We start from the raw sequence: 11,638 nt of genomic DNA, 5'->3' as shown, positions 1-11,638 counted from the left end.
GCTCGGCTCGGACCGGCTCGGCTCGGGCCGGCTCGGCTCGGGCCGGCTCGGCTCGGCTCGGACCGGCTCGGCTCGGCTCGGCTCGGTGGATCTTGACCGGCTCCGGCTGGCGTGATCGGGTTCGGAGATGAGTGAGGAGTGGCGGGCACAGTTCGATGCGGAGGTCAGCTTCGCCAACGGTGGCGGGCTACGGACCGAGGGGTTCCGGCTGGACATACCGGGCCGGGAGATCAGCGACGAGGACTTGGCCGCGCTGCTGGTCCGGCACCTCGGCCTGCTGATGGTCGGCGAGGTACGGATCAGCAACAAGACGCTGATCCAGGAGCCGCACAAGGGCGGGCGCGGCGTCGCCGGTGGCCAGCCCGGCGGCGTCGCCGGTCGACGGCTGGTCGAGTTGAGCCACGTGATCCGGGACGGGATGACCACCCTGCCCGGCTGGCCGGGGCCGCGGATCACCGAGTGGCTGAGCCGCGAGGCGTCCCGCGCGAACTACGCCCCGGGCACCGAGTTCCAGGTGACCCGGGTCGACATGATTGCCAACACCGGCACCTACCTGGACTCACCGGCGCACCGTTGGGCCGACGGGGCCGACCTGTCCGGGCTACCACTGGACCGGCTCGCCGACCTGCCCGGCATCGTGGTCCGGATTCCGACCGGCACCCGGGCGGTGGACCGACTGATGCTCGCCCCGTACGACGTGGCCGGTCGCGCGGTGCTGTTGCAGACCGGGTGGGACGCGCACTTCGGCACCGACCGGTACGGCGCTCCGGAGGCGCCGTACCTGACCGGGGACGCGGCCCGGGCGCTGGCCGACGCGGGCGCGGCGCTGGTCGGCATCGACTCGATCAACATCGACGACATGAGTCCGGCGGCGGCTGGCGAGCGCCCCGCGCACAGCGCTCTGCTGGCCGCCGGGATCCCGATCGTGGAGCACCTGACCGGCCTGGGTGCTCTGCCCCCGGACGGCTTCCGGTTCACCGCCGCGCCGCCGCTGGTCGCGGGCATGGGCACCTTCCCGGTCCGGGCCTTCGCCGTCCTGGACACCTGACCTCGCCTCGTTGACGCAGGAGGCCGGGGCCGACGACCGACCGCCCGACCGCCGGCCGGCCCACCGCCGACCGCCGACCGCCGACCGCCGACCGAGATCATCACCAGGTCGCCGATAGTGCGGTCTCCCACCGCCGGCGGCCACGGGACAGCGGCGGCCACCGGACGCCGGGCGGGCCACCGGACATCGGGCGGCCACGAGACATCGGGCGGCCACGAGACATCGGCGGCCACAGGACGCCCGGCGGCCGGGCGGCGACCCGACTCCGGTGGCGGCCGCCGGTACGGACGGGATTCAGTAGCGCACCGAGATCCGGCGCTCGACGGCGTCGACCCGGACCTCTCCGCCGTACGGGATGATCAACTGCGGGTCGGTGTGACCGAGGTCGACGTCGAAGACCACGACCGGGTCGTCGGCGTAGTCGGCGAGCGCCCGGCTGACGGCCGCGCGCTGGTCGTCCGCCCAGGCGCGCCGCTGGTCGAGGGTATGCGGGCGGTCGAAGTCCCAGGCCTTGGCCCGGCCGACGAGCACCGCCGGGAAGGCGGCGAGCAGCCCCCGCTCCCCCATGTTCCGCACGATCCGGAAGACCTCGGTGGCGGACGGGAGCTCCTCGGAGGTCTCGAAGATCAGCACCGAGCCGGCCAGCTCCGCCGCCGACGGCACCCGGTCGGTCGCCATCAGCCAGTGCAGGATCTCCAGGTTGCCGCCCCAGGTGCGGCCCTGCACCACGGTCGCCGGCCCCTGCCAGTGCCAGCCGGCCCCGGGGAACATCACCGGCTCGTCGGAGAGGGTGGCCGGGTCCCGCCAGTCGCGGGGTTCGTCGCCCCACTCGGTGGCCGGGCTGAGGTCGTACCAGCCGGCGGTGAAGAGCGCCGCACGCAGCGAGTCGAAGGTCGACGGGTGCGGTGCGCCCGACCGGCCGAGGTGCACCAGGACGGACCCGCCGTGGTAGCCGACGATGCCGAGCCGGTACAGGTGGTTGAGCACGTTGGTGTTGTCCGAGTAGCCGAAGTACGGCTTCGGGTTCGCCCGCAGCACCGCGTCGTCGAGGTGCGGGGTGACGGTGATCAAATCGTCTCCGCCGACGGTCGCCAGCACGGCCGTGATCGACGGGTCGGCGAACGCGGCGGTGAGATCCCGCGCCCGGTCCCGGGGGTCGGCGCCGAGCACCCGGGTGGTCGGGTACTCGACCGGTTCCAGGCCGAACTCCTCGCGCAGCCGGTGCAGCCCCAGCTCGTGGACGTGCGGGAAGATGGCCGGCAGGCCGGCGGAGGGCGAGACCACCGCGACCCGGTCACCGGGGCGCGGCTTCGGGGGGTAGCGCAACGTCACCATGATCAGAAGCTAGCGGACCGGCCAACCGGTTTCCGCCCGGCGAATCACCTCAAATGCCGCTGAACCAGCCCTAGGCTGGCGGCGTGGACCAGGCGCGGGAGGCGCGGGACGTGCGGGCGCGCGACTCACTGGCGCGTACCGCCGGTCTGTTGCTCGGCACCCTCGCGCTGGCCACCGCGTTCATCGCGGCCTACGTCGGCGCGCTGCACCAGCCCACCCCGCGGGACCTGCCGGTCGGCTTCGCCCTCGGCGACCAGCGCGCCGAGGAGGTCTTGGCCGCCGTGCGCGGCCAGACCGACATCATCAAACCGGTCGAGTACGACGACCCGGGCGCCGCCGAGGACGGCCTGAAGAACCGCCAGGTGTACGGGGTGCTCACCGCCAACCCGGAGGGTTTGCTGCTCACCATCGCCAGCGCGTCCGGGCCGAGCGCCACCGGGGCGATCACCGAGGTGCTCCGCGCCGCCGCCCAGCGCGCCGGCACCCCGCTGAAGATCACCGACGAGGTGCCGGTCGTGTCGGTCGACCCACGCGGCGTGGTGCCCTTCTACCTGAACGTCGGGTACGTGCTCGGCGGCTATCTCGCCTCGACCGTGCTGGGGATCGCCTCCGGAACCACCCCGCGTTCGCCCCGCCGGGCGGGGCTGCGGATCGCCGCGCTCGCCGTCTACAGCGTGCTGCTCGGCGTCGCCGGCTCGCTCGTGGTGGGGCCGGGCCTGGGGATCTGGAACGACGAGGTGCTGACGATCGCCGCCGTCGGCGCGCTGGCCGTCCTCGCCGCCGCGATGATCGCCAGCGCCATCCAGGGCTGGCTCGGCATCGCCGGCACCGCGCTGGTCATCCTGCTCCTGGTGGTGCTCGGCAACCCGGGCTCCGGCGGCATCTTCGCCCCGGAGTTCCTGCCCGGCTGGCTACGCACGATGCACCGCTGGAACATCCCCGGGTTGGCCAACGACCTGACCAAGTCCGCGGTCTACTTCGACTGGTGGTCGGCCGGCTGGCCGGCCATCCTGCTCGCGCTCTGGGCGCTGGTCGGCGGGGTCGGTCTGGTCGCCGCGAGCCTGGTCCGCGGCCGCCGCGCCGGGCCGCCCCGCTCGCCAACGACCGACCAGGGTGGCTGAGATCACGCCGGAAAACGCCGCTGGACGGAGAGTGGATCTTCCGGGGCCCCTCCTGCCGTCGGGGTCAGCGCGGATACCATCCAGGGAGTCGGACAGCGCTGTCCTTCGTATCCACGTAAGGAGCGCATCGTGACCGACCAGCACGACCACGACGGCCCCGACGCCGCACTGCGGGCCGACATCCGCCGCCTCGGCACCCTGCTCGGGCAGACCCTGGCCCGCCAGGAGGGCCGCCCCCTGCTCGACCTGGTCGAGGAGATCCGCGCGCTGGTCCGGTCCGACGCCCCGACCGCCGCCCAGCGGCTCGGCACGCTCGACGTCACCACCGGCACCAAGCTGGCCCGGGCCTTCTCCACCTACTTCCACCTGGCCAACATCACCGAGCAGGTGCACCGGGCCCGCGACCTGCGCCGCCGTCGGGCGGTGCACGGCGGCTGGCTCGACCAGGCGGCCAAGATGATCGCCGAACGCGGGGTGCCGGCCGAGGAGATCGCCGCGGTGGCCCGCCGGCTGGCGGTCCGACCGGTCTTCACCGCCCACCCGACCGAGGCGGCCCGCCGCTCGATCCTGTCGAAGCTGCGGGCGATCGCCGACGAGCTGGACGCCGAGACCGCGAACGCGATCCTCTACGGCGCCAGCGACGAGGGGCCGGCGAACCGGCGGCTGGCCGAGCTGCTCGACCTGATGTGGCAGACCGACGAGCTGCGGCTGGACCGGCCGGACCCGACCGACGAGGCGCGCAACGCCATCTACTACCTGCGCGACCTCTACGCCGAGGCCGCCCCGCAGGTCCTTGACGACCTCGCCGACACGCTGCGCACCCTCGGCGTGGAGACCTCGCCGACGGCCCGGCCGTTGAGCTTCGGCACCTGGATCGGCGGTGACCGGGACGGCAACCCGTTCGTCACCCCGACGGTGACCCGTGACGTGTTGAGCATCCAGCACGAGCACGGCATCGCGGCCACCGAGAAGGCGATGGACCACCTGATCAACGAGGTCTCCGTCTCCCGCCGGCTGCGCGGGGTGTCGTTGGACCTCTCGGCCAGCCTCGCGGCCGACCTGGACGCGCTGCCCGAGGTGGCGCCCCGGTTCCGCCGGGTGAACGCCGAGGAGCCCTACCGGCTCAAGGCGCGCTGCGTGAAGGCGAAGCTGACCAACACCCGGCAGCGGCTGCGCCAGGGCACCGCGCATGTGCCCGGTCGCGACTACCGGGGCTCGGCCGAGCTGATCGCCGACCTGGAGCTGCTGCGCGCCTCACTGGCCCGCAACTCCGGCCAGCTCACCGCGGTCGGCCGACTGGCCTCCACCATCCGGACGGTCTCCGCGTTCGGCCTGCACCTGGCCACCATGGACGTCCGGGAGCACGCCGAGAAGCACCACGAGGTGCTGGCTCAGCTCTACGCGGCCGTCGGCGAGGTCTCCGACTACCCGGCGCTGACCCGGCTGGAGCGGACCAAGCTCCTCGCCGACGAGCTGACCGGCCGCCGCCCGCTCTCCACCGTGGACACTCCGCTCACCGAGTCGGCCCGCAAGACGTTCGACGTGTTCGGCACCATCCGGGAGGCGCAGGACCGGTTCGGCGCCGAGGTGATCGAGTCGTACATCATCTCGATGACCCTCGGCGTGGACGACGTGCTCGCCGCGGTGGTGCTCGCCCGGGAGGCCGGGCTGGTCGACGTGCACACCGGTCGGGCCCGGATCGGTTTCGTCCCGCTGCTGGAGACCCCGGCCGAGCTCAACGCGGGCGGCGAGCTGCTGGACGAGCTGCTCTCCCTGCCGGCGTACCGGGCGCTGGTCGCGGCCCGGGGCGACGTGCAGGAGGTCATGCTCGGCTACTCCGACTCCAACAAGGAGGCGGGCATCACCACCAGCCAGTGGTCGATCCACCGGGCGCAGCGCGCGCTGCGTGACGTGGCCGCCCGGCACGGGGTGCACCTGCGGCTCTTCCACGGCCGGGGCGGCACGGTGGGACGCGGCGGCGGGCCGACGCACGAGGCGATCCTGGCCCAGCCGTACGGCACGCTGGACGGCGCGATCAAGGTGACCGAGCAGGGCGAGGTGATCTCCGACAAGTACACCCTGCCGTCGCTGGCCCGGGAGAACCTGGAGCTGACCCTGGCCGCGGTGCTCCAGGCCACCCTGCTGCACACCGCACCCCGGCAGCCCGCCGAGCTGCTGGAGCGCTGGGACGCCGCGATGGAGGTGGTCTCCGACTCGGCGTACCGCTCGTACCGCTCGTTGGTCGAGGACCCGGACCTGCCCGCGTACTTCTGGGCGTCCACCCCGACCGAGCTGCTCGGCGCGCTGAACATCGGTTCGCGCCCGGCGAAGCGGCCCAACACCGGCGCCGGCCTGGCCGGGCTGCGGGCCATCCCGTGGGTGTTCGGCTGGACGCAGACCCGGCAGATCGTGCCCGGTTGGTTCGGCGTGGGCTCCGGGCTGGCCGCGGCCCGCGAGGCCGGGCTGGCGGACGTGCTGGCCGAGATGCACCGGAACTGGCACTTCTTCCGGACGTTCCTCTCCAACGTGGAGATGATGCTCACCAAGACCGACCTGAGCATCGCCCGCCGTTACGTCGAGACGCTGGTGCCCAAGGCGCTGCACCCGATCTTCCACCAGATCGAGCAGGAGTACGAGCTGACCAAGCGCGAGGTGCTGGCGGTGACCGCCTCCCCCGCGCTGCTGGAGAACTCCCCGGTCCTGCAGCGCACCCTCGCGGTGCGCGACACCTACCTGGAGCCGCTGCACCACCTTCAGGTGGCGCTGCTGCGGCAGTACCGGGAGTCCGGCGCGGCGGGTCGGGCGGTGGCCACCGCGCCGGGCGGCCGCCGGGCGCCGAGCGACGGTACGGCGCTGGAGCGCGCCCTGCTCACCACGGTCAACGGCATCGCCGCCGGGATGCGCAACACCGGCTGACCCGCCCCCGGCACACGAGTGAGCGGCAGCCGCCGGTGAGGTGGCTGCCGCTCAGTCGTCAGCAGGATCAGAAGTCGCCGCCGCCGCCGAAATCGCCGCCGCCGAAGTCCCCACCACCGAAGTCCCCGCCGCCGAAGTCGCCGGCCTGGTCACCACCGGCGTCGCCGCCCTGACCGTCGCCGCCCTGACCGTCGCCGTAGTCGGCGCCGTCGCCGAAGCCCTCCTGGTAGCCGGCCTCGTAGCCGTAGCCCGGGTCGGCGAAGGCCGGGGAGAAGAGCGCGTCGGCGATCAGCATGCCGCCCAGCACGCCGGCGCCGGCGCCGAGGGCGGTCTTCCACCACGGCGTCGAGTACCAACCGGCCGGCACCGGACGCCCCTGGTAGCGCCCGCCCGGGTAGTAGTAGGGGGTGTCCTGGCCCGGCTGCGGGCCGGCCTTGAAGGTCTGCCCCTGCACCTCGACCTGGCGCTCCCGGGTCAGCTCGCCGGTGCCCGTCGCGGCGGCGAGCGGCGGCAGCTCGGGCCCGGGGTCGATGCCGAGCGCGATCCGGGCCGCTCGCGCGTAGGCGAGCCCCTCCAGCGCGGTCTCCCGGGCCAGCCGGTACTGCTGCACCGTGCGGGCCTGGTCGAGCTGGCTGCCGGCCGCGTTGTACCGCTCACCGGCGTCGACCAGCGCCTGCCGGACCGCCGGGGCGTCACCGTGCAGGTTCATCACCTGACCGCCCAGGCGCTCGTACCAGCGCTGGGCGTCCGCCCGCACGTCGGCCAGGCTCCGGGCCTCCCGTGCCGCGGCCTCCCGCCGCCACCAGACGAACGCCCCCAGCAGCAGCACCACCAGGATGACCACCAGCAGAAGTTCCATGGGCACGAAGGTACCCGGGCAGGCAACGTCGTACGCGTTTGGCAAGCTTCAGTGATGGACTTCCCGACGCTGGCCGTGGTGGTGCTCTGCCTCGGCGCCGGCGGCGCCGTGGGCTGGCTCGCGGCCCGGTCCCGCTCCGCGGCCGAGATCGCCCGGCTGGACGCGACGCTGCGCGCCACCCGGGAGGGTGAGGGGCGCCTTGAGCAGTCCATGCGGGCGCTGAGCTACGAGGCGACGGCTCAGTCGCAGGAGGCGGTGGCCCGGGCGGTCGCACCGCTGCACGACACCCTGCGCCGCTACGAGCAGCGGGTGGCGGAGCTGGAGCACGACCGGGTCGACGCCTACGCCGAGCTGCGCGAGCAGGTCCGCTCGATGAGCGCAGTCTCCGGCGAGCTGCGCACCGAGACCAAACAGCTGGTCGCGGCGCTGCGCGCACCCCAGGTACGCGGGCGCTGGGGCGAGCACCAGCTGCGACGGATCATCGAGGCGGCCGGTCTGCTGGAGCACTGCGACTTCGCCGAGCAGGTCACCTCGACCACCACCGACCAGCAGGTGGTCCGCCCCGACCTGGTGGTCCGGCTGCACGGCGGCCGGTCGGTGGTGGTCGACGCCAAGGCGCCGTTCGACGCCTACCTGACCGCGATGGAGGCGCGCGACGAGCGGGGCCGGGACACCCACCTCGACGCGCACGCCCGGCACCTGCGCGCGCACGTCGACGCGCTGGCCGCGAAGTCCTACTGGTCGGCCTTCGACAGCACGCCGGAGTTCGTGGTGCTCTTCGTGCCGGCCGACCCGTTCCTCGACGTGGCCCTTCAGCGCGACCCGACGCTGCTGGAGCACGCCTTCGCCCGCAACGTGGTGCTGGCCACGCCGGCCACCCTGGTCGCGCTGCTGCGCACCGTCGCCTACTCCTGGCGGCAGGAGGCGCTGGCCCGCAACGCGGTGGCGGTGCACTCGCTGGCCCGGGAGCTGCACGGCCGGCTCGCCACCCTCGGCGACCACGTCGGCAAGCTCGGCTCCGCGCTGGGTAGCGCGGTGACCGCCTACAACCGGGCGGTCGGTTCGCTGGAGGCGCGGGTGCTGGTCAGCGCCCGCAAGCTCGCCGAGCTGGGCGTCTCCGACCAGGAGCTGACCGCGCCGCCGCAGGTGGAGCTGGCGCCCCGGCAGCCGCAGGCGCCGGAGCTGCTCGACTCGACCGACGGCGAGCTGCCGGCCCGCTGATCCGGCGGGCCGGCCCGGTCAGGCCCGCTGCGCGCTCTCCACCACGAACGGGGTGCCCTGCTGGCAGGTGGTCATCATGTTCGGCTCGACCCGGCCGCTGACGGTGACCTTCGCGCCCGCGGTCAGCACGTTGCGCGGGCCGCCGACCAGCAGGTAGCCGTCGAGCAGCAGACAGCCCGGCTCGACACCGGGGGCGATCGTGCCGGTCAGCGTGGTGGCGCCCACCGGCGGCGGCAGGGTGGGACCACCGGGGCTCTTCGGCGGGCGGGTGGGGCTGGTCGAGGGTGCCGGCGGGGTCGCCGGGGTGGGGGATGTCGCCGGGGTCGCGGGCTGCTCGGTCACCGGGGGTGCTCCCGTCGACGTGGAGGTGGGGGTGCCGGCGTCGTCCGCTGCGCCGCACGCGGTCAGGGCCACGCCGGCGAGCAGGGCTACGACGGTGAGTCGAAGGGTCTTCATACCCGTATCAGACGTGCCGGGGTGGCCGGTCGTTCCCGGGCGCGGGTCAGCCGCGGGCCGCTGCGGCGGCCCGCATGTCCCGCTTGAGTTCCTGCGGCAGCGAGAAGGTGAGCCGCTCGTTGGCGGTGGTGATCTCCTCCACGTCGGCGAAACCCCGCGCGGCGAGGTGCGCCAGCACCTGCGCCACCAGCTCCTCCGGCACGCTCGCACCCGAGGTCAGGCCGACCGTGCGGGCCCCCTCCAGCCAGGCGTCGTCGATCTCGTGGGCGAAGTCGACCAGGTGACCGGCGCGGGCGCCGGCGTCCAGCGCCACCTCGACCAGGCGAACCGAGTTGGAGGAGTTGCGCGAGCCGACGACGATCACCACGTCGCACTCCGCGGCGATCTCCTTGACCACGTGCTGCCGGTTGGAGGTGGCGTAGCAGATGTCGTCGCTGGGCGGCGACTGGAGCATCGGCAGCCGCTTCTTCAGCCGGGCCACCGTCTCCAGCGTCTCGTCCACCGACAGGGTCGTCTGGGAGAGCCAGACCACCTTGTTCGGGTCGCGGACCGTGACCTTGTCGGCGTCCTCCGGCCCGTCGACGAGCTGGATGTGCGCGGGGGCCTCACCGGCGGTGCCGATGACCTCCTCGTGCCCTTCGTGACCGATCAGCAGAATGTCGTAGTCGTCGGCGGCGAACCGCTTCGCCTCGTGGTGCACCTTGGTGACCAGCGGGCAGGTCGCGTCGATCGCCTTCAGCGAGCGCGCCCGGGCCTGCTCGTAGACCTCCGGAGCGACCCCGTGTGCGGAGAAGATGACGGTGGCGCCCTCCGGCACCTCGTCGTTCTCCTCCACGAAGATCGCGCCCTGGGCCTCGAGGGTCTGCACCACGTGCTTGTTGTGCACGATCTCCTTGCGGACGTAGATAGGCGCGCCGTAGAGCTTGAGCGCCTCCTCCACGGTCTGCACCGCACGGTCGACGCCCGCGCAGTAGCCGCGGGGCTTGGCCAGGAGCACGCGCTTGCCGGTCTGGGGAGTCGCCTGAACCTCGGTCACCCGCCCATCGTACGTGCCGACCGAGAAGGGGACATCCGCTGCGACCGTGACCCCGGGCCCGGTGATCAAGAGTTTCGGGTCAGGAAACGCGCCTCGGGGAACGCAAACTTCTTGATCACCGGGTGGGTCCGTAGGGTGGGCGGGTGAGCACGGACGAGGTGGGGCGGAGCACGTCCGAGGAGCCGTGGCCGGTCCGGGTGGTCAGCCAGAAGGTCGGCGCCTGGATCGCGCGACTCGGCTGGGTGTGGGTCGACGGGCAGGTGGCGCAGATCAGCCGCCGTCCCGGGGCCAGCACGGTCTTCCTCACCCTGCGCGACCCATCGGCCGACCTGAGCCTGACCGTCACCACCAACCGGGACGTCCTCGACTCCGGCGCCCCGGAGCTGAGCGAGGGCGCCCGGGTGGTGCTGCACGCCAAGCCCGAGTTCTACGCCGCGCGCGGCACGCTGAGCCTGCGCGCCGACGAGATCCGCCAGGTGGGCCTCGGTGAGCTGCTGGCCCGGCTGGAGAAGCTCAAGAAGCTGCTCGCCGCCGAGGGGCTCTTCGACCGGGCCCGCAAGCGCCGCCCGCCATTCCTGCCCCGCCGGATCGGGCTGATCACCGGTCGGGCCTCGGCGGCCGAGCGGGACGTGCTCACCAACGCCCGGCGGCGCTGGCCGGCGGTGGAGTTCCGGACGGTCAACGTGGCGGTGCAGGGCCCGAGCGCGGTGCCGCAGATCGTGGACGCGCTCAAGGTGCTCGACGCCGACCCGACCATCGACGTGATCATCATCGCCCGTGGTGGCGGCGGCATCGAGGACCTGCTGCCCTTCTCCGACGAGGCGCTCTGCCGGGCGGTCTTCGGCTGCCGTACGCCGGTGGTCAGCGCCATCGGCCACGAGACGGACACCCCGTTGCTGGACTACGTCGCCGACGTGCGGGCGTCCACCCCCACCGACGCGGCCAAGCGGGTCGTCCCCGACCTGGCCGAGGAGGTACGCCTCATCGGCCAGGCCCGCAACCGGCTGGAGCGCGCGGTGCGCAACATGGTCGACCGCGAGGCGCACCGCCTCGACGCGGTGCGCTCCCGGCCGGTGCTGGCCCGCCCGCAGGTGATGGTCGACCAGCGGGCCACCGAACTGACCGCGCTACGCCAGCGGGCCGGCCGCTGCCTGGACCACCGGCTGGCCGCCGCGGGCGACGAACTGCGCCACACCCTGGCCCGGCTGCGCGCGCTCTCCCCGGCCGCCACCCTCGACCGGGGGTACGCGATCGTGCAGCGCGCCGACGGGCACGTGGTCCGCGCCGCCTCCGAGGTGGGCAAGGGCGACCCGCTGCGGGTACGCCTCGCCGACGGCGAACTGGCCGCGACGGTGGACGGATGAGCCGGCGCGCCGGCGTGTGCTGGGATGGAGCCGATGACTGACGAGACGAAGGCCGGGCCGGACGAGCGGCTCAGCTACGAGCAGGCCCGCGCCGAACTGGCGTCGGTGGTGGAGCGGCTGGAGGCCGGCGGCACCTCGCTGGAGGAGTCGCTGTCGCTCTGGGAGCGCGGCGAGGCGCTGGCGGTGATCTGCCAGCGCTGGCTGGATGGCGCCCGGGCCCGGATCGACGCGGCCCGGCAGGAACCCGCCTCCTGACCCGCCTCAGACGGAACGACGCGCGGG

The 11,638-nt window shown here is 73.6% G+C and carries 10 protein-coding genes; 6 read left to right on the top strand and 4 right to left on the bottom strand.

All coding sequences use genetic code 11. From position 1 onward, the window contains the following. Nucleotides 1-127: 127 nt before the first annotated feature. Nucleotides 128-1,048 (top strand): cyclase family protein, encoded by a 921-nt coding sequence (locus tag AB0C04_RS05395; protein ID WP_357048601.1) that lies wholly within the window; start codon nt 128-130, stop codon nt 1,046-1,048. A 294-nt stretch (nt 1,049-1,342) separates the two neighbouring features. Here AB0C04_RS05395 and AB0C04_RS05390 read toward each other — a convergent pair whose 3' ends face one another. Further along, complete coding sequence (locus tag AB0C04_RS05390; RefSeq protein WP_357048598.1) at nt 1,343-2,383, bottom strand: S66 peptidase family protein; 1,041 nt, start codon at nt 2,381-2,383, stop codon at nt 1,343-1,345. 83 nt (nt 2,384-2,466) lie between these two features. Here AB0C04_RS05390 and AB0C04_RS05385 point away from each other — a divergent pair, with 83 nt between their 5' ends. Both AB0C04_RS05385 and ppc read left to right on the top strand, forming a co-directional pair. Beyond that, complete coding sequence (locus AB0C04_RS05385; protein WP_357048595.1) at nt 2,467-3,504, top strand: hypothetical protein; 1,038 nt, start codon at nt 2,467-2,469, stop codon at nt 3,502-3,504. Between the two features lie 129 nt (nt 3,505-3,633). Then, nucleotides 3,634-6,420 carry a phosphoenolpyruvate carboxylase gene (ppc, locus tag AB0C04_RS05380; RefSeq protein ID WP_350867288.1) on the top strand — a complete coding sequence of 929 codons (2,787 nt, stop codon included), beginning with the start codon at nt 3,634-3,636 and terminating at the stop codon, nt 6,418-6,420. A gap of 67 nt (nt 6,421-6,487) precedes the next feature. Here ppc and AB0C04_RS05375 read toward each other — a convergent pair whose 3' ends face one another. Further along, entirely contained in the window at nt 6,488-7,279 is a 792-nt protein-coding gene (locus AB0C04_RS05375) for a hypothetical protein (protein ID WP_357048591.1), read from the bottom strand. A 54-nt stretch (nt 7,280-7,333) separates the two neighbouring features. On the opposite strand from AB0C04_RS05375, the gene AB0C04_RS05370 reads away from it, so the two are divergent. After that, nucleotides 7,334-8,500, top strand: coding sequence for a DNA recombination protein RmuC (locus AB0C04_RS05370; RefSeq protein ID WP_350867291.1), 1,167 nt, complete (start codon nt 7,334-7,336; stop codon nt 8,498-8,500). An 18-nt stretch (nt 8,501-8,518) separates the two neighbouring features. Here AB0C04_RS05370 and AB0C04_RS05365 read toward each other — a convergent pair whose 3' ends face one another. After that, nucleotides 8,519-8,956 (bottom strand): hypothetical protein, encoded by a 438-nt coding sequence (locus AB0C04_RS05365; protein WP_357048587.1) that lies wholly within the window; start codon nt 8,954-8,956, stop codon nt 8,519-8,521. Nucleotides 8,957-9,002: 46 nt separating this feature from the next. Further along, nucleotides 9,003-9,992: a 4-hydroxy-3-methylbut-2-enyl diphosphate reductase gene (locus AB0C04_RS05360; protein WP_357048584.1), complete on the bottom strand. Its 990-nt coding sequence runs from the start codon at nt 9,990-9,992 to the stop codon at nt 9,003-9,005. 143 nt (nt 9,993-10,135) lie between these two features. On the opposite strand from AB0C04_RS05360, the gene xseA reads away from it, so the two are divergent. Beyond that, nucleotides 10,136-11,356 carry an exodeoxyribonuclease VII large subunit gene (gene xseA, locus AB0C04_RS05355; protein WP_350867296.1) on the top strand — a complete coding sequence of 407 codons (1,221 nt, stop codon included), beginning with the start codon at nt 10,136-10,138 and terminating at the stop codon, nt 11,354-11,356. A 33-nt stretch (nt 11,357-11,389) separates the two neighbouring features. Beyond that, nucleotides 11,390-11,611: an exodeoxyribonuclease VII small subunit gene (locus AB0C04_RS05350; RefSeq protein ID WP_350867298.1), complete on the top strand. Its 222-nt coding sequence runs from the start codon at nt 11,390-11,392 to the stop codon at nt 11,609-11,611. Nucleotides 11,612-11,638: the final 27 nt, after the last annotated feature.

The organism is Micromonospora sp. NPDC048909, assembly GCF_040649635.1.
GTDB lineage: Bacteria > Actinomycetota > Actinomycetes > Mycobacteriales > Micromonosporaceae > Micromonospora.
Note: the sequence above shows the minus strand (reverse complement) of the source record. Positions and strands in the feature narration are given on the sequence as shown.